The organism is Bacillus massiliigorillae (genome assembly GCF_000380245.2).
Lineage (GTDB): Bacteria > Bacillota > Bacilli > Bacillales > DSM-1321 > Bacillus_AD > Bacillus_AD massiliigorillae.
Genome location: NZ_HG428742.1, coordinates 512,311 through 528,632, shown reverse-complemented (window position 1 = coordinate 528,632; position 16,322 = coordinate 512,311). Strand labels below are relative to the sequence as shown.

General features: G+C 37.3%; 16 protein-coding genes and 13 tRNA genes. 24 read left to right on the top strand and 5 right to left on the bottom strand.

Annotated features, from left to right (window positions below):
• Window positions 1-26 precede the first annotated feature (26 nt).
• The 20 genes from TX86_RS18615 to TX86_RS18520 all read left to right on the top strand — a co-directional run bounded on the left by TX86_RS18615 (window position 27) and on the right by TX86_RS18520 (window position 6,873).
• A tRNA-Ala gene (locus TX86_RS18615) sits at window positions 27-102 on the top strand.
• Window positions 103-122: 20 nt separating this feature from the next.
• A tRNA-Ser gene (locus TX86_RS18610) sits at window positions 123-215 on the top strand.
• Window positions 216-251: 36 nt separating this feature from the next.
• Window positions 252-328, top strand: a tRNA-Asp gene (locus TX86_RS18605).
• Between the two features lie 18 nt (window positions 329-346).
• Window positions 347-422: transfer RNA gene (locus TX86_RS18600), tRNA-Phe, on the top strand.
• Between the two features lie 28 nt (window positions 423-450).
• Window positions 451-534 (top strand) — tRNA-Tyr (locus TX86_RS18595).
• A 9-nt stretch (window positions 535-543) separates the two neighbouring features.
• Window positions 544-617, top strand: a tRNA-Trp gene (locus TX86_RS18590).
• Window positions 618-623: 6 nt separating this feature from the next.
• Window positions 624-699: transfer RNA gene (locus tag TX86_RS18585), tRNA-His, on the top strand.
• Window positions 700-715: 16 nt separating this feature from the next.
• Window positions 716-787 (top strand) — tRNA-Gln (locus tag TX86_RS18580).
• Between the two features lie 7 nt (window positions 788-794).
• A tRNA-Cys gene (locus tag TX86_RS18575) sits at window positions 795-865 on the top strand.
• Between the two features lie 13 nt (window positions 866-878).
• Window positions 879-952, top strand: a tRNA-Gly gene (locus tag TX86_RS18570).
• 8 nt (window positions 953-960) lie between these two features.
• Window positions 961-1,037: transfer RNA gene (locus TX86_RS18565), tRNA-Ile, on the top strand.
• A gap of 9 nt (window positions 1,038-1,046) precedes the next feature.
• A tRNA-Asn gene (locus TX86_RS18560) sits at window positions 1,047-1,118 on the top strand.
• Window positions 1,119-1,138: 20 nt separating this feature from the next.
• Window positions 1,139-1,212 (top strand) — tRNA-Arg (locus TX86_RS18555).
• Window positions 1,213-1,465: 253 nt separating this feature from the next.
• On the top strand, window positions 1,466-1,828 hold the full coding sequence (locus TX86_RS18550; RefSeq protein ID WP_336469868.1) for a lmo0954 family membrane protein: 363 nt from the start codon (window positions 1,466-1,468) through the stop codon (window positions 1,826-1,828).
• Window positions 1,829-1,849: 21 nt separating this feature from the next.
• A complete protein-coding gene (locus TX86_RS18545) occupies window positions 1,850-2,497 on the top strand; it encodes a PspA/IM30 family protein (protein ID WP_042351169.1) in 648 nt (215 codons plus the stop codon).
• 130 nt (window positions 2,498-2,627) lie between these two features.
• Entirely contained in the window at window positions 2,628-3,362 is a 735-nt protein-coding gene (liaF, locus tag TX86_RS18540; RefSeq protein WP_042351166.1) for a cell wall-active antibiotics response protein LiaF, read from the top strand.
• Window positions 3,359-4,399: a sensor histidine kinase gene (locus TX86_RS18535; RefSeq protein ID WP_042351165.1), complete on the top strand. Its 1,041-nt coding sequence runs from the start codon at window positions 3,359-3,361 to the stop codon at window positions 4,397-4,399. The genes liaF and TX86_RS18535 overlap by 4 nt, the downstream gene beginning before the upstream one ends.
• The gene (locus TX86_RS18530) at window positions 4,392-5,024 is read left to right on the top strand and encodes a response regulator transcription factor (RefSeq protein ID WP_042351164.1); all 633 of its coding nucleotides are present in this window, start codon (window positions 4,392-4,394) and stop codon (window positions 5,022-5,024) included. The genes TX86_RS18535 and TX86_RS18530 overlap by 8 nt, the downstream gene beginning before the upstream one ends.
• Before the next feature lie 45 nt (window positions 5,025-5,069).
• On the top strand, window positions 5,070-5,690 hold the full coding sequence (locus tag TX86_RS18525) for an HAD hydrolase-like protein (RefSeq protein WP_042351161.1): 621 nt from the start codon (window positions 5,070-5,072) through the stop codon (window positions 5,688-5,690).
• Window positions 5,691-5,703: 13 nt separating this feature from the next.
• Entirely contained in the window at window positions 5,704-6,873 is a 1,170-nt protein-coding gene (locus TX86_RS18520) for a class I SAM-dependent methyltransferase (protein ID WP_230203677.1), read from the top strand.
• 220 nt (window positions 6,874-7,093) lie between these two features.
• Here TX86_RS18520 and TX86_RS18515 read toward each other — a convergent pair whose 3' ends face one another.
• The 3 genes from TX86_RS18515 to TX86_RS18505 form a co-directional block, all read right to left on the bottom strand.
• Window positions 7,094-7,735 (bottom strand): SdpI family protein, encoded by a 642-nt coding sequence (locus TX86_RS18515; RefSeq protein ID WP_230203676.1) that lies wholly within the window; start codon window positions 7,733-7,735, stop codon window positions 7,094-7,096.
• Entirely contained in the window at window positions 7,716-7,997 is a 282-nt protein-coding gene (locus tag TX86_RS18510; RefSeq protein WP_042351159.1) for an autorepressor SdpR family transcription factor, read from the bottom strand. The genes TX86_RS18515 and TX86_RS18510 overlap by 20 nt, the downstream gene beginning before the upstream one ends.
• A gap of 157 nt (window positions 7,998-8,154) precedes the next feature.
• The gene (locus TX86_RS18505) at window positions 8,155-9,198 is read right to left on the bottom strand and encodes a lactonase family protein (RefSeq protein WP_042351158.1); all 1,044 of its coding nucleotides are present in this window, start codon (window positions 9,196-9,198) and stop codon (window positions 8,155-8,157) included.
• A 177-nt stretch (window positions 9,199-9,375) separates the two neighbouring features.
• Here TX86_RS18505 and TX86_RS18500 point away from each other — a divergent pair, with 177 nt between their 5' ends.
• Window positions 9,376-10,002 (top strand): FMN-dependent NADH-azoreductase, encoded by a 627-nt coding sequence (locus TX86_RS18500; RefSeq protein ID WP_042351157.1) that lies wholly within the window; start codon window positions 9,376-9,378, stop codon window positions 10,000-10,002.
• A 105-nt stretch (window positions 10,003-10,107) separates the two neighbouring features.
• Here TX86_RS18500 and TX86_RS18495 read toward each other — a convergent pair whose 3' ends face one another.
• On the bottom strand, window positions 10,108-11,658 hold the full coding sequence (locus TX86_RS18495) for an ABC-F family ATP-binding cassette domain-containing protein (RefSeq protein ID WP_042351156.1): 1,551 nt from the start codon (window positions 11,656-11,658) through the stop codon (window positions 10,108-10,110).
• A 182-nt stretch (window positions 11,659-11,840) separates the two neighbouring features.
• Window positions 11,841-12,107, bottom strand: a complete 267-nt coding sequence (locus tag TX86_RS18490; protein ID WP_042351154.1) for a phosphocarrier protein HPr — start codon at window positions 12,105-12,107, stop codon at window positions 11,841-11,843.
• Between the two features lie 223 nt (window positions 12,108-12,330).
• On the opposite strand from TX86_RS18490, the gene TX86_RS18485 reads away from it, so the two are divergent.
• The 3 genes from TX86_RS18485 (at window position 12,331) to TX86_RS18475 (ending at window position 16,217) form a co-directional block, all read left to right on the top strand.
• Entirely contained in the window at window positions 12,331-14,508 is a 2,178-nt protein-coding gene (locus TX86_RS18485; protein ID WP_272867252.1) for a DNA topoisomerase III, read from the top strand.
• A gap of 16 nt (window positions 14,509-14,524) precedes the next feature.
• Entirely contained in the window at window positions 14,525-15,001 is a 477-nt protein-coding gene (ybaK, locus tag TX86_RS18480; RefSeq protein WP_042351152.1) for a Cys-tRNA(Pro) deacylase, read from the top strand.
• Window positions 15,002-15,122: 121 nt separating this feature from the next.
• Complete coding sequence (locus tag TX86_RS18475; protein WP_042351150.1) at window positions 15,123-16,217, top strand: PRK06851 family protein; 1,095 nt, start codon at window positions 15,123-15,125, stop codon at window positions 16,215-16,217.
• Window positions 16,218-16,322: the final 105 nt, after the last annotated feature.

The following is a 16,322-nucleotide window of genomic DNA, read 5'->3' as shown; positions in this document are numbered from 1 at the left end:
TCTTCCCGACCATTCAAATAATTTATGGGGCCTTAGCTCAGCTGGGAGAGCGCCTGCCTTGCACGCAGGAGGTCAGCGGTTCGATCCCGCTAGGCTCCACCATTCAATATGTTAATTATGACGGAGGTATACCCAAGTCCGGCTGAAGGGATCGGTCTTGAAAACCGACAGGGGCTTAACGGCTCGCGGGGGTTCGAATCCCTCTACCTCCTCCATTATTACTTTTGAATAATACTTTATAAATAAAATTTGGTCCGGTAGTTCAGCTGGTTAGAATGCCTGCCTGTCACGCAGGAGGTCGCGGGTTCGAGTCCCGTCCGGACCGCCATTTTTATTTATTATTTATGGCTCAGTAGCTCAGTCGGTAGAGCAAAGGACTGAAAATCCTTGTGTCGGCGGTTCGATTCCGTCCTGAGCCACCATTATTTACCCTTAGTTTTAAGCAACTATGGAGGGGTAGCGAAGTGGCTAAACGCGGCGGACTGTAAATCCGCTCCTTAGGGTTCGGCAGTTCGAATCTGCCCCCCTCCACCATTTTTTTCTAGGGGTATAGTTTAAAGGTAGAATAGAGGTCTCCAAAACCTTTGGTGTGGGTTCAATTCCTACTACCCCTGCCAATTACGGCGATTGTGGCGAAGTGGTTAACGCATCGGATTGTGGTTCCGACACTCGTGGGTTCGATTCCCATCAGTCGCCCCATTTAAAATTTTATTATTGGGCTATAGCCAAGCGGTAAGGCAACGGATTTTGATTCCGTCATGCGAAGGTTCGAATCCTTCTAGCCCAGTCATTATGGCAGCATAGCCAAGTGGTAAGGCCAAGGTCTGCAAAACCTTTATCACCGGTTCAAATCCGGTTGCTGCCTTCAACTTATATTTGCGGGTGTAGTTTAGTGGTAAAACCTCAGCCTTCCAAGCTGATGATGAGAGTTCGATTCTCTTCACCCGCTCCAAATAATATGGGCCTATAGCTCAGCTGGTTAGAGCGCACGCCTGATAAGCGTGAGGTCGGTGGTTCGAGTCCACTTAGGCCCACCATATTATTGTTCCGCAGTAGCTCAGTGGTAGAGCACTCGGCTGTTAACCGAGCGGTCGTAGGTTCGAATCCTACCTGCGGAGCCTTTTTTATATACATATATGTCCTGGTAGCTCAGCTGGATAGAGCAACGGCCTTCTAAGCCGTCGGTCGGGGGTTCGAATCCCTCCCAGGACGTCACATTGGACGAATAGACAAAAAGGGTCGATGAATATCATCGATCCTTTTTGTTGTGTTGAAATACTAATTCAAAAGAAACCTATTGAAAGTGTTTAAAACTACTTTCAATAGGTTTCTTTTTTTCATTATATGCTGTAATTCTTGTAAGTTTAGAGGGCTGTAAGTCTAAAGTCTTAATCCAAAATATAGCTGAGGACGATTATGAAAAGTGCGAAATCTAGGTAAGATAGAGACAAGAAAGGAGGAGCGGATGATGAAAAAATTTGGTTTGCTTTTAGTTGGAGGTATTGCTGCTATAGTGTTTCTTGCAAATATAGGGCCGTTATTAGCTTTAGCTATCACTTTAGGTATTGCTTACCTAGTTGTTAAAGAGTTTTTGAAAGCTAAAACAACAGGTTCTAAGATTGTCTGGGGGATTATTGGTTTAATCTTCCTTAGTGCTTCTATCTCAAATATTCCATCTGTAATGGCTTTACTCGCAGCTTATGTAATGTATCTAGTTTATAAAAACTGGAACAACAAGAAACAAGTTACTGTAAACAATAATAACGACAATGACAACGATCCTTTCATGAACTTTGAAAGAGAATGGGAAAACTTAAATAGAAATTAATATAAAGGAGATTGAACGATTATGAAAAACATATTTTCTCGTATTAAATACACTGTAACAGCTGATATCCATGAGCTTTTAGATAATAAAGAGCAAAAAAATCCACTTGCTATGCTAAATCAATATTTGAGAGAGTGTGAGCGTGAAACTGAAAAGGTACGTAGCTTATTTGAACGTCAATCTCGTTTGAAAGAAGAATTTACTCGCGAATATATGGAGGCACAGCGTTTGGCTGAAAAACGTGCACATCAAGTTGAGGTAGCTTCACAAGCTGGTGAAGTAGAGCTTTACGATTTTGTACTAGCTGAGAAGAATCAATATGAAGCGCGTGCCGAGCGTCTAAAAGAAGCTGCTGAAGCAGCAGGCAAGCAATTAGATGAGCTTGAAAGAAAATATGCTAAAATGAAGCATAAACTGAAAGATATGCATCTGAAACGCTTAGAAATCATGGGTCGTGAAAACGTCGCTCGTGCAAACTATCGTATCAATAAAGTATTAGATACAGATCAAGCGATGAATAATTCAACTGCTCGCTTTGATGAAATGGAAAACTATATAACTCGTTTAGAGGATCAAGTTAATACAAATTACTATCGTAACACGATTGATGTAAGAATTGCAGAATTAGAAAAACAAGCAAAAAATAACGAAAGTGATTTAATTTCATAACCTAAACATGTTATTCTAGAAAAGGCGTAGTTACAACTGCGCCTTTTCCTAACATCACTATATGAATGTTGTTAGGGTATACTATACATATAATCTTTACATAGAAAAAGCATGAAAGGAGGAGAGTCTAATGGCATTTAAAAAGAAATCAGATTTAATAAGCTGGATCATCATATTTGCCGTAGTACTTCTGCTAATTGAATTAACATTCTTTGATGGAGATCTCCTCTTTTCTTTATTTATGTCTGCTTGTTTCATTTATTTCGGAATGAAGAAATGGCATAGAATGATTGGAAAGTTAGCACTCATTATCGGGGCTATTAGTGGAATAGTGACGATAGTTAACATGTTTACTTTTAAATTATTTTTATTGGCTGTATTAGGTGTTTTAGTTTATAAATTTATACAGTCGAAGAAACATCCTGCCATGTATACACCGAATATAGAGAATGAACCTAATATCTATCATCCAGAAACGTTATACAGCAAACCAATGTTATTTAAAAATAATGTTCTGGGAGATCAAAAAACACCAGAGTCTGTTTATGAATGGGAAGATATTAATATTCAAAATGGTGTGGGTGATATTATTGTTGACTTGAGTAATACGGTTTTACCGAAAGGTGAAGCTGTTATTAGCATTAGGAATGCTGTTGGTAATATAAAAATCTACGTACCTTATGAAATTGAAGTAAAAGTAGTTCATTCTGTTATCCTTGGTTCGGTAACGATATTGCAGAATAAGGAACAGCGACTGTTTAATGAAAGCATTCAATATTACACATCTCAATATGATGAATCACAACAAAAAGTTAAAATTATAACAAGTACACTTGTAGGAAATATAGAGGTGAAGCGTATATGAGTATTTTACAACGACAAGTCCTGTTGGGAATGCTGTATTCGTTTCTCCTCTCTTCGTTGTTTTTGGTGATTTTTCTGGATGTGTATCCTATAACGGAGTACAAGGAACTTTGGGATAAAAAGATTATGGATATCCCATTTATTGTGTTTGTTCCGGCAGTTAGTTTGTTTATAGGTTCTATTTCAGGTTTAATAAACGGTTATTATTGGAAGGAACGATTATCAGAAATCAGCAGCAGTATTTCGCAAATGGAGTTAGGTAAACCCATCACTCCAAGTGACAAGAAGATTCCACAAGATTTAACAAATGTATATGAAAAAATGAATAAGCTACAGCATCACGTTACTGAGCAAATTGCAATTTCACAGAAACTAGCCAATGAGCGAGCTGAAATTCAAGAAAAACGTATTCAAGAAATCGTTTCTCAAGAAAGAAATCGATTAGCTAGAGAACTACATGATTCGGTGTCACAACAATTATTTGCTGCATCTATGTTGATGTCGGCTATTAATGAAAGTCCGTCTCAAGATCATCAGAACTCCAAACAGTTAAAGCTAGTGGAGGAGATGATTCACCAATCTCAGCTCGAAATGCGTGCGTTGTTATTACATCTAAGACCAGTACCGCTAAAGGGTAAGTCTCTTAAAGAGGGAATGGAAGAATTACTTGTTGAGCTCATGCAGAAGGTACCGATGAAAATAACGTGGAAGGTTGAAGAGGTGAAGTTAGATAAAGGCGTAGAAGATCAACTATTCCGGATTCTTCAAGAGTCTGTTTCTAATACACTTCGTCATTCGAAGGCAACTACGTTAGAAGTGCACTTAGTAGCAAGAGAAGGTACAATTATTATGATTGTATCGGATGATGGCGTTGGATTTAAAGTAGAAGATTCAAAAGCAGGTTCTTATGGTTTGCAAAATATGCATGAACGAGCACTAGAAGTTGGCGGCACATTGAAGATTGTTAGTGTTTTGAACAAAGGAACACGCTTAGAGGTAAAAGTTCCTGTTATAGCGAAGGGTGAAAGTGATGATTAAAGTATTATTTGTAGACGACCATGAAATGGTGAGAATTGGGGTTTCCGCTTATTTATCAGCTCAGGCTGATATTGAAGTGGTTGGAGAAGCTGCAGATGGCGGTGAGGGTGTAGAGAAGGCTCTAGCGCTACGACCAGATATTATTCTAATGGACCTTGTTATGAAAGAAATGGATGGAATACAAGCGACGAAGAATATTATTGAGCAGTGGCCTGAAGCAAAAATTATTATCGTAACAAGCTTTCTCGATGATGAGAAGGTATATCCAGCACTTGAAGCAGGTGCTACAAGCTATATGTTAAAAACATCAAAAGCAAGCGAAATTGCCGATGCTGTTCGGTCAACCTATCATGGACAATCCGTATTAGAACCAGAAGTTACGGGAAAAATGATGCAACGAATGAGAAATCCAAAGCAAACGGAATTACATGAAGAATTAACAAATCGAGAAATGGAGATTCTTCTGTTAATGGCAGAGGGGAAAAGCAACCAGGAAATGGCTGATGAATTATTCATTGCTTTAAAAACAGTGAAAGTTCATGTTTCAAACATCTTAAGTAAACTCCAAGTGCAAGATCGTACACAAGCTGTTATATATGCATTTAAACATTCTTTAGTTGAATAGTTATTTTATACAGCTTAATTCGCGTGAAGAGGAAGGAAAAGACATATGAAACAATACGTAATTTTTGACTTTGATGGTACATTAGCAGATTCACAAGAAGTAGCTGTTCAATCGATTAATCAGCTAGCCGGGAAATATGGGTTTCCTCAAGTTGATCGTGAGGGTTTTTCAAAAGTAATGAAGGATTCTGCAACTTTAGAGGATTTTTCATTGATTGCAAATGAGTTCTATTCATTGTACAAAGAATCATTAAACCAAATTCGCTTATTCGATGGAATGAAGGATGTATTGCTTCAATTACATGAGCAAGGATATGGTATCGCTGTTATATCCTCTAATGAAGAAAGTAATATTCGTGCATATTTTGCTACTCAAGGTTTAGAGTTTATTACGGATATTTATACATCAAGTAACTTATTTGGTAAAGATGAAATGCTGAATCAATTTAGTGATAAATATAAAGTGGCGAAGAACGATCTACTATATGTTGGTGATGAAGTGCGTGATATTCAAGCTTGTCATCGTTGTGGTGTTTCGGTTGTTTGGGTTCCGTGGGGATATGCAGAAGAAGGACATATTCGACCAGAAAAACCAACATACAAAGCAAAAACACCAGCCGATATTTTAATGTATGCTAAGCAAATGACATCAAATGTGAAGGCATAGTGGAGGGTACAGGGTGAAAGACCAAATTAAAACGATTCAAATGTTAGGCGCTATGTTAGAGAGTGCATCTATTCCTTATACATTTGTTGAAGAATCAGCATTAGTTCTTCAAGGTATGACTATTCCTCTTGATAAGATAGATGTACTTACACAATGGGATGTCTTCTCGAAATGCCAGGAGCTTTTTGTTGATTATCCATGTTCAGAGGTTATGAATACTCCTATAAGTGCAACTTTTGAGGTTCAGTTTCATGGATTAAACATAAATGTAGGCTGTGTATTTAACACAACTATTAAAACAGATCCTTATCGTATTGCGGTAGATGGTATTTGGTGCAAGTCATTGTATAGTTACATATATGGAAATGATTTTTCCGCATATCAAGAAGATATTGTTGCTTTCTTGCTTGAGAAGCAGCAAACATACACAGCACATAATGAGCAAGCATGGAATCAAAATAATTATCAAGCGCTTATTGAACGATACGGTGAGCCATCAAAGATAGCTGAAAAAATCAAGCAAAATCCAGAATGGCGATTACACCCGTTCTATAAATATATGAACGAAATTGAAGGAAAGAAAGTTATTCATCTGCTTGGTTCGAACGGTGTGAAAGGAACGGCACTAGCACTGTTAGGAGCAGATGTAACAGTGGTGGATTTCTCTCAAGAAAATGCGATGTTTGCAAAGGAAGTAGCGAAATCAGCTAATGCTTCACTCGATTATGTTGTAAGTGATGTGTTTTCTATTAATGAAAAACAGCATGAGCGACAATATGATTATGTATTAATGGAATTAGGTGTTCTACATTATTTCATTACACTTGAGCCATTGATGAAATTAGTAAGTAAATTGTTGGTACCTGGAGGAAGGTTTGTCTTACATGAATTTCATCCAATTTCAACAAAGCTAATTACTTCGTCTGGTAAAAAGCACAAGGTGACGGGAAATTACTTTAATCCAGAGCTTTCATATAATACGGTAGCATTTTCGAAGCATATGCCAGACGGTGTACAAGAAGAGCTGATGCAAACCGTACAAAGAAAGTGGACAATTGGAGAGTTAGTGACGGCTGCTGCAACTTCAGGGTTATGCATTGAAGTGTTAGAAGAAGAACCGAATCATAAATTGCACGATGTAGGTCTACCTAAGACATATACTTTAGTGGCGACTACACGTTAAAGAGGAAGGAACGTATGTTACGTTTCTTCCTCTTTTTTTAAAAGATAAAAATAATATATAATTTTGAATGGTGTCTAGCTCCAGCACCCAGCGACTAGTAGATTTCACCCATCTCCCTACGATAAGTCAACATCGAATCGGCTATCGCCTCTTCGTGTTTCCTTTATCTCAGTCGAAGTGCTCCAATCTATACGTCGTAAAACGGGCGCTTGCGCTTTTCTTACACTCCTTTTTTGTAAAGAAGGTAAGAATAAATGTATGGGACTCCCATAATTAGTACAGCGATTGTTAATGTGAGGTATAGAATACCTGTATTGAGAAAACTATTAATCAGCAATGCAAAGCCTCCAATAATCCAAAGGTAACCGGCTATGCGATGTGTTTTATTCCAATTATTTTCGCTGTTTAATGTCCATGGTAATCTGATGCCAACAGTATAGCTTTGCTTACATTTAGGAAGATAATTTCCAACTGCAATAATGACAATACCCACCATTGCAGAACAAATCATAGGTATGGAAATATCATATCCTATTGCGATAAATAAAGTGACTGGCACAAGAATGACGGACGCAATTGGAACTAACCATTTCCCAATAAGCTTTAGAATAGATGACGAATTTGCTTTTTTAGGATCAGTATTAATTGAAAAATGTGTAACTAAATTGATGGCTGCCATAAGAATAGGTAAACCGAATGCAGCCAATGCTTTTGGAGCAAAATTATCAGGTTCTCCAGCATTATTCCAATGTATAGCTATTTCGTCTGGTAGTTTATTGTACAAAACGATAGATAAAATCATTGGTAAAAAGCAAATAACTGTAGTTAATACGAGTAAAGAATTACTTGTTTTTTTCATCATTTTTCCCTCCAAACTGTGAAAACCAAAGCATTATTTCTTCAAAAACAGATATATTAATTTCGTAATAAATATAATTCTTATACTTCGTTTCAAAAAGAAGACCAGCTTTTTTTAGCTTCGATAAATGATAAGAGACTGTCGCAGCAGTCATATCAAATTGTTGAGCAATTTCTCCAGCTGACATTTTTTTATCTTTAAGCATTTCAAGAATTTCACGCCGTACGGGGTCAGCAAGCGCTTTGAATGTTTCAGGAAATCCCATGAAACCACCTCCATGAAATCTATTTAGAAATATTTCTAATTAGATTATATATCAGAATAGTTTGTAAGTAAATATCTATTTAGAAAAAAATCTAAATAGATTAGAGACTGTTGTTAAAAAACGAAGAAGAGTACTCAATAAGAGTACTCTTCAAAGGTTAGATATTTAAAAATTTCACACAAACAGGGTTTGGAACAGCAACATTTGCTTGAAGCAATGTTAATTTACCTGTTGCTTCATCTCGAGCGTATAATGTTAGATTATCAGACTCTTGGTTAGAAGCTATTAAGAATTTCTCCGTTGGATCTAAAGCGAAATCACGTGGCCAATTACCTTCCGTTGATACATTTTCAACAAGTGTTAATTCTCCAGTTGAATCATTTACACTAAATACGGCAATATCGTCTGAACCACGATTACCTGCATAAATATAACGGCCATCTGAACTGATATGAATGGCACTACCTTGTCCGTTACCTGTAAATTCTGCTGGTAGTGTAGAAATATATTGAATTTCTTTAAAGCTTCCATTCTCAGCATTATATGCTAGTACAATTACTTCACTGCTTAATTCGGTCATAACATAGGCATACTTACCGTTTGGATGGAAGGTAATATGTCTCGGACCACTTCCAGGACGAGTTGAAAGTGTGTGAAGCTTTGTAAATGTATTTTCTTTAAAAGAGAATGTATTGATTTGATCAGCGCCTAAATCAATGCTTACAACATATTGCTCATCTGGCGTGAAGCCAGCAAAATGAGCGTGAGCCTTTTCTTGACGTTCATGTGGACCATTTCCTTCATGTTGTGCTACTGCTGCTACAGGCTGTAATTCGCCATTGATGACAGGGTAAGCTTCAATGATACTACGGTGGTAATTCGCAGTGAAAATAGTGTCGTTATTTTTGTTCAAGCTAATATGACATGGAGGAACTCCTTCAGAAACTTGTGAATTGATGAATGAAAGAGCGCCCGTTTGTGGGTTAATTGAATAAGAAGCAACTCCACTAGAATCACCTTTTTTAATTAATGAATAAAGGTATTTATTATCTTTACTAATCGCAACGTATGTAGGTTTTTCAAGCTCAGCCGCTACAGTTGTATTGCTAAGTGTTTGCTTTTCAGTATCTAGTGTAAAAGTATATAATCCTTTGCTGTTACCTGTTGAATAGGTCCCAATATAGCCTATTATTTTCGTCATTGAATGACCTCCAAACTATGTGATATTTTTTAATTTTAACATACGTTATTTACATTTAAGATATCTATTACGTATGGATAGGGGTAGGAAAGGGATATTGGTTGAAATTATAGGATTGAATGCCACATCCTTTAATGAAACAATTAGTATAGAGATTAATCATTGGAGGCAAACATCATGACAAACATCTTGTTTATAAAAGCGAATGACCGTCCTACGGAACAATCTATTAGTATGCGTATGTATGAAACTTTTCTACAACAGTACAAGCAATTGCATCCTAGCGATTCAATTACACAATTAGATTTATTTAAAGAAAACCCACCATATTACGGGAATGCTGCAATATTAGGAGTAGCAAAACAAAAAAATGGATTAGAATTGACTGAAGAAGAAATAGAGGCTGTATCGTACGTTGAGCGATTTATCGAACAGTATTTAAGTGCGGATAAAATCGTCATTGCATTTCCACTTTGGAATGGGACAGCTCCGACCCCACTTATTTCATATTTATCTTACATAACACAAGCGGGAAAAACATTTACCTATTCACAACAAGGGCCTGTCGGCTTAGGTGGTCAAAAGAAAGTCATTATACTCCATGCGCGTGGTGGAGATTACACGAATTCAACTGCGGTTGTTCAAGAAATGGCTATTAGCTACGTAGAAACTATTTTGAATATGATTGGCGTTGATCACATAGAGACAATGATTATTGAAGGGCATAATCAATATAAAGACCGAGCAGAAGAAATTATTACAGCAGGCTTGGAACAAGTGGCTTCTATTGCAAAGTATTTTTGATGATTAGCGGTAACAGAATATTTAATCGCCATAATCGTAGAAAGACTATCCTTATGCATAAAAGAAGGGTTACTCATTAGTGAGTAGCCCATTCTTTATCTAACTTTATTTCTTTTCGTTAGCCCATTCTTCTACATTCCACTCTTTTGTTACCCAATCTTTATAGAAATCAGGTTCGTGGGATACAAGAACGACTGTCCCTTTATATGCTTTTAGTGCTTTTTTCAATTCTTCTTTAGCAGCTACATCTAAATGGTTTGTCGGCTCATCGAATAGAATCCAGTTGCTTTCTTCCATTAATAATTTACATAGACGTACCTTTGCTTGCTCTCCACCACTAAGTTGATTCATCGGACGACTAATATGCTCATTCTTCAATCCGCAACGTGCTAGAGCAGCACGAACTTGATGTTGGTCCATGCTTGGGAAGGCATTCCAAATTTCATCAATTGGTGTTGTATTTGCTGCTTTTACTTCTTGTTCGAAGTAAGCAGGATATAAGAAATCACCACGAGAAATTTTTCCACTTAACGGTGGAATAACGCCAAGAATTGTTTTAAGAAGTGTTGATTTACCAACACCATTGCAACCAACGATGGCAATCTTATCTCCACGTTCAATAGTCATGCTCATTTTTGGAAGTAGCGGGAAGTCATAACCGATTTCGAAATCTTCACCTTCGAATACCCAACGGCTGCTGCCACGTGCTTCTTTGAAGTCGAATTCTGGCTTAATAGCTGTTTCCGGGCGGTCGATACGTTCCATACGATCCAGTTGCTTTTGACGGCTCTTCGCACGTCCTGTTGTTGAGTAACGTGCTTTGTTCTTCGCAATGAAATCTTCTTGCTTTTTAATGAATTCTTTTTGCTTTTCATAAGCGTTAATATGTTGGTTCTTATGAAGCTCTGCTAATTCTAAGAATTTCTCGTAAGTAGCAGTATAGCGTGTTAGTTTAGCAAACTCTAGGTTGAAAATGATATCCGTTGATTCATTCATAAACTCTGTATCATGCGAGATTAGAATGAAAGCACTTGGATACTCTTTCAAGTATCTAGATAACCATGTGATATGCTCTTCATCTAAATAGTTGGTAGGCTCATCTAGAAGTAATACTTGTGGCTTTTCTAGTAAAAGCTTTGCTAGTAATACTTTTGTACGTTGACCACCACTTAGTGCTGCTACATCGCGATCTAAACCGATTGCATCTAACCCTAAACCGCGTGCTGCATCTTCAATTTGTAAATCTAATGTATAGAAGCCACCTGCATCTAATTGGTCTTGTAGTTCAGCCATTCTTTCTAGCAGTTCTTCTAATTCTTCAGGAGTAGCTTCTCCCATTTTTCCTGTTACTTCATTTAGTTCAGCCTCTACGTCAAAAAGACTTTGATAGGCTTCTTGTAATACATTTCGAATCGTTTTACCTGGTGTTAGGTTTGTATGCTGATCAAGGTACCCATATTCAACACCTGGTGTCCATTGTACTTTACCGCTATCGTACATCGTTTGACCTGTGATGATGTTCATAAGTGTTGATTTACCAACACCGTTCGCACCTACAAGCCCAACGTGTTCATTATTTAATTGAAAAGAAACTTCTTTAAATAACATTCGATCGCCAAAACTATGAGTAAGTTTTTCTACGTTTAACAAGCTCATTTTCTGATTTCAACTCCTGAATTATTCGTTACACATATTCTCCTCATTGTATTCGAGAATAAGAATCGATGTAAAGTATTTAGTGAAACTTCCATATAATGATGTGTTTCCCATAGAAAAATGAAAAAAAGCACAGCGTTCTAATGAATGAACGTTGTGCTAGAGGGTAGCTTAGTTAAATATTAGCTAGCAAATCCTTCTTGTATTAAGACATCTTCTAATGAAGTGATTGCTGCTGTTGCGTCCTGTCCATCTGCAAAAATACGGATATTAGCACCATTTGGAATGGCTAACGCCATAATGCCCATAATGGATTTCAAGTTCGCCTCTTTTCCATTGTAGGTAATTGTTAAGTTTGCGTCATAGTTGGAAGCTGTACGAACTAAAAGGGTTGCTGGTCGAGCATGAATGCCAACTTCGCTTATAACAGTAAATGATTTTTCAATCATCAAAATTTCATCTCCTTTGTTGATGTACTATTATTATTTTATAAATGCAAGTACTATGCCAAAACACTAGTATAGTGATAGGAATTGATTATTTCCTTAGATTAAGAAACACTAGCTATTTGTGTTTTCAGATGTAAAACACTAGCACACAAACATTAGCTGCTTTCTTCTATAAATAAACAATTTGTGAGATACTGATAAAAGTTAGGTAATAGAGAAGGGAATGTACGGATTGAGTAAAACAGTTGTGTTGGCGGAAAAGCCATCAGTTGGTAGAGATATAGCAAAAGTATTAGGCTGTAACACAAAAGGAAACGGATTCTTTGAGGGAAAACAATATATTGTAACTTGGGCATTAGGTCATCTTGTAACACTTGCTGATCCTGAAATGTATGATGAAAAATATAAAGCTTGGAAGATGGAAGACCTACCAATGCTTCCGAAACATGCAAAGCTAGTTGTAATTAAGAAGACGAGTAAACAATATCAAGCGGTTAAATCGCAATTGCTCCGAAAAGATGTCGAGAGCATCGTTATTGCTACAGATGCTGGACGTGAAGGTGAATTAGTAGCACGCTGGATTATTGAAAAAGCGGGTGTGAAAAAGCCGATTAAACGTCTTTGGATTTCATCTGTAACAGACCAAGCAATTAAGCAAGGGTTCCGTCATTTGAAGGATGGAAAAGAATACGAAAATTTATATGCATCAGCGCAAGCTCGTGCGGAAGCAGATTGGCTAGTTGGTATGAATGCTACTCGTGCATTAACGACGAAGCATAATGCCCAATTATCTTGTGGACGTGTGCAAACACCAACACTTGCGATGATTGCAAAGCGTGAGCAAGAGATTAAAGAATTTAAGCCGAAGAAGTTCTATGGATTAAAAGCTAAAGCAGAGAATGGTTTAAATCTAACTTGGAAAGATGCTAAAACAAATGATACACGTACTTTTAATGAAGAAAAAGCACATGATATCCAAAAACGTATCAACACTCAACAAGCAGTTATCGAATCAGTTCAGAAAACGAAAAAGAAAACATATGCGCCAAATTTGTATGATTTAACAGAATTACAACGTGATTGTAACCGTATCTTTGGCTATTCAGCGAAGGAAACATTATCGATTACACAACGTTTATATGAGCAATACAAGGTGGTAACATATCCACGTACAGATTCTAAACATTTAACAACAGATATGGTTAGTACGTTGAAAGAGCGTTTAGAAGCAGTATCCATCAAACCTTATACTCAATGGGCAACGAAAATTTTACGTCAGCCAATCAAAACGAATAAATCATTTGTTGATAATAGCAAGGTAAGTGACCACCATGCGATTGTACCGACAGAACAATCTGCATTCTTACCGAAGATGTCAGATAAGGAAGTAAAGGTGTATGACCTCATTGTGAAACGATTCTTAGCGGTATTGCTACCACCCTTTGAATATGAACAAACAAGCATTACAGCGAAAATTGGTTCAGAAATGTTTACAGCTAAAGGGCAAACAGTACTGCATAAAGGCTGGAAGGAGATTTATGATCGTGATGAGTCCGATGAAGCCTATGTACCAGTTGTAAAAGAAGGCGATAAACTAAAAGTTGCCTCTTTAACGGTGACAAATGGTGAAACAACGCCTCCTGAACCATTTAATGAAGGCACTCTTCTTTCAGCAATGGAAAACCCCGCGAAATTTATGGGTGGAGAAAGCAAGGACTTAGTTAAAACATTAGGTGAAACAGGTGGATTAGGAACGGTTGCAACACGTGCTGATATTATCGAGAAGCTATTTAATTCTTTCTCAATTGAAAAGCGTGGTAAAGGCATTCATGTGACAACAAAAGGTAAGCAATTACTGGAGTTAGTACCTGATGAATTGAAATCACCAGCACTTACAGCTCAGTGGGAGCAAAAGCTAACAGCAATTGCGAAAGGCAAATTAGGTAAGAGTACGTTTGTAAATGATATGAAAGACTACGCGAAGAAGTCTGTTCATACGATTAAGAACAGTACAGAGAAATTTAAACATGATAATGTAACAGGCAAACATTGCCCAGATTGCGGCAAATTGATGTTAGAAGTGAATGGCAAGAAAGGTAAGATGCTTGTTTGCCAAGACCGTGAATGTGGACATCGCAAGCGTGTTAGTACGGTAACAAATGCACGTTGCCCAGTTTGTCATAAGAAATTGGAATTACGCGGTGAAGGTGAAGGCCAAATTTTCGTATGTAAATGTGGTCATCGTGAGAAAATGAGTGCTTTCCAAAAGCGTAGAAAAGGTGGAAATAATAAAGTCGCTGATAAACGTGCTGTGGCCCAATATATGAAGAAGCAGAATAAACAAGAAGAGCCTTTAAATAATGCATTTGCAGATGCGTTATCTAAATTAAAGTTCGATTAAATGGGAGATGTAAGTCATGGCAAAAGGTAAAACAAATGCTATGCGCATACTAGATGCTGCGAAAATAGCATATGAAATGATGTCCTATGAAGTAAAGGATGGCCAAATAGATGGTATTTCAGTAGCAAACAAGATTGGCAAAGATCCTGGAATGGTTTATAAAACATTAGTAGCTCATGGAACGAGCAAAGCAATCTATGTTTTCGTCATCCCTGTAGCTGAGGAATTAAACTTGAAGAAAGCTGCTTCAGCAGCGGGGGAGAAGAAGATTGAAATGGTTGCTGTGAAGGATATTCAAAAGCTAACAGGCTATATTCGAGGCGGTTGTTCGCCTGTAGGTATGAGCAAGAAGTATCCAACTTTCCTTCAAAGTGAAGCTGAAAGCTTAGAGACGATGATTGTAAGTGGTGGGAAAATTGGTACGCAGATTATGATTAAGCCGCAATTATTAGCAGAGGTTACGGATGCTAAGTTTGTAGATTTAATTAAATAAAATAAAAATCCGTGGAGAATGTATATCCACGGATTTTTTTCTTAGTGGGCATTCACCTATTCAGCACATTCTTCATATATTGAAATCGGTAAGAGATATTTATGAAAAAGGAGTGCTTCTTTTGACGGAACGCGTACTTCATTACTTTGCCGGTGGTAATACTGCACGAGGTTTTTATAGTTTATATGAATATAATTTAGCGGATTTGAAAAAATTGTATATTTTAAAAAGTGGTCCAGGAACGGGAAAGTCAACGTTAATGAAAAATATAGGGCAATATTATGATGATCAAGGATATAGCTTACAATACTTACATTGTTCTTCTGACAATGATTCTATTGATGGTGTCATTATTAATGAGTTAGGCGTAGGAATTGTGGATGGCACCGCACCGCACGTGATTGAACCACGTTTGCCAGGAGCAGTAGGTCAATATGTAAATGTAGGAGAAGCATGGAATGCTGAAAGCTTAGCTAAGCAAACAGATACTATTGATTTGCTCATAAAGAAAATAGCGGTTGCCTTTCAGTCAGCATATGATACCTTTGCACAAGCATTAAGTGTTCATGATGAATGGGAAGCTATTTATATTGATAATATGGATTTTGAAAAAGCAAATGAATTAACGGTGGAAATGATTGATAAGCTTTTCGGCAGTCAAACGAAGCAAGCAATAGCTGATGTTTGTCATCGTTTTCTTGGAGCGGCAACGCCGATAGGAGCCGTTGATTTTGTTCCTAATTTAACGAGTGGTTTACAGCATCGATTCTTTATTAAAGGGCGACCAGGATCAGGTAAATCAACGATGTTGAAGAAGATTGCTGCACAGGCTGAAGAAAGAGGATTCGATGTGGAAATCTATCATTGTGGTTTTGACCCACATAGTATAGATATGGTCATTGTTCGCGAACTGGGTTTTGCTATTTTTGATAGTACAGCACCTCATGAATATTTTCCAAGTCGTGATGGCGACGTGATTATTGATGTATACGAACGTTGCATTAGACCAGGAACAGATGAAGATTATAGTGCAGATATTGAAAATGTATCGAGAAGGTATCGTACCAAAATGAACGAGGCTACCGCTCATTTGGCTCGGGCAAAAGCTTTGCATGATGAGTTAGAGGAAATCTATGTTGCTAGTATGGATTTCTCAAAGATTGAACGTATACAAGAGAACATTTTGCAGGCAATTGAGGGTATGAAAGTGAACTAATAAAGCTTCGATACAATTTGCTTATAAAGTGGATTGTATCGAAGCTTTTTATGTTCAATAGTAAATTTTTGTAAATGGCACAAAATTAATATATTATTGTTATAT

Coding starts and splice junctions, on each gene's coding strand:
- TX86_RS18505 (WP_042351158.1), bottom strand. CDS start 9,198: ATGACGAAAATAATAGGCTATATTGGGACCTATTCAACAGGTAACAGC.
- ybaK (WP_042351152.1), top strand. CDS start 14,525: ATGGCAAAAGGTAAAACAAATGCTATGCGCATACTAGATGCTGCGAAA.
- TX86_RS18500 (WP_042351157.1), top strand. CDS start 9,376: ATGACAAACATCTTGTTTATAAAAGCGAATGACCGTCCTACGGAACAA.
- TX86_RS18545 (WP_042351169.1), top strand. CDS start 1,850: ATGAAAAACATATTTTCTCGTATTAAATACACTGTAACAGCTGATATC.
- TX86_RS18485 (WP_272867252.1), top strand. CDS start 12,331: ATGTACGGATTGAGTAAAACAGTTGTGTTGGCGGAAAAGCCATCAGTT.
- TX86_RS18495 (WP_042351156.1), bottom strand. CDS start 11,658: ATGAGCTTGTTAAACGTAGAAAAACTTACTCATAGTTTTGGCGATCGA.
- TX86_RS18525 (WP_042351161.1), top strand. CDS start 5,070: ATGAAACAATACGTAATTTTTGACTTTGATGGTACATTAGCAGATTCA.
- TX86_RS18530 (WP_042351164.1), top strand. CDS start 4,392: ATGATTAAAGTATTATTTGTAGACGACCATGAAATGGTGAGAATTGGG.
- TX86_RS18490 (WP_042351154.1), bottom strand. CDS start 12,107: ATGATTGAAAAATCATTTACTGTTATAAGCGAAGTTGGCATTCATGCT.
- TX86_RS18535 (WP_042351165.1), top strand. CDS start 3,359: ATGAGTATTTTACAACGACAAGTCCTGTTGGGAATGCTGTATTCGTTT.
- TX86_RS18550 (WP_336469868.1), top strand. CDS start 1,466: ATGATGAAAAAATTTGGTTTGCTTTTAGTTGGAGGTATTGCTGCTATA.
- liaF (WP_042351166.1), top strand. CDS start 2,628: ATGGCATTTAAAAAGAAATCAGATTTAATAAGCTGGATCATCATATTT.
- TX86_RS18515 (WP_230203676.1), bottom strand. CDS start 7,735: ATGATGAAAAAAACAAGTAATTCTTTACTCGTATTAACTACAGTTATT.
- TX86_RS18510 (WP_042351159.1), bottom strand. CDS start 7,997: ATGGGATTTCCTGAAACATTCAAAGCGCTTGCTGACCCCGTACGGCGT.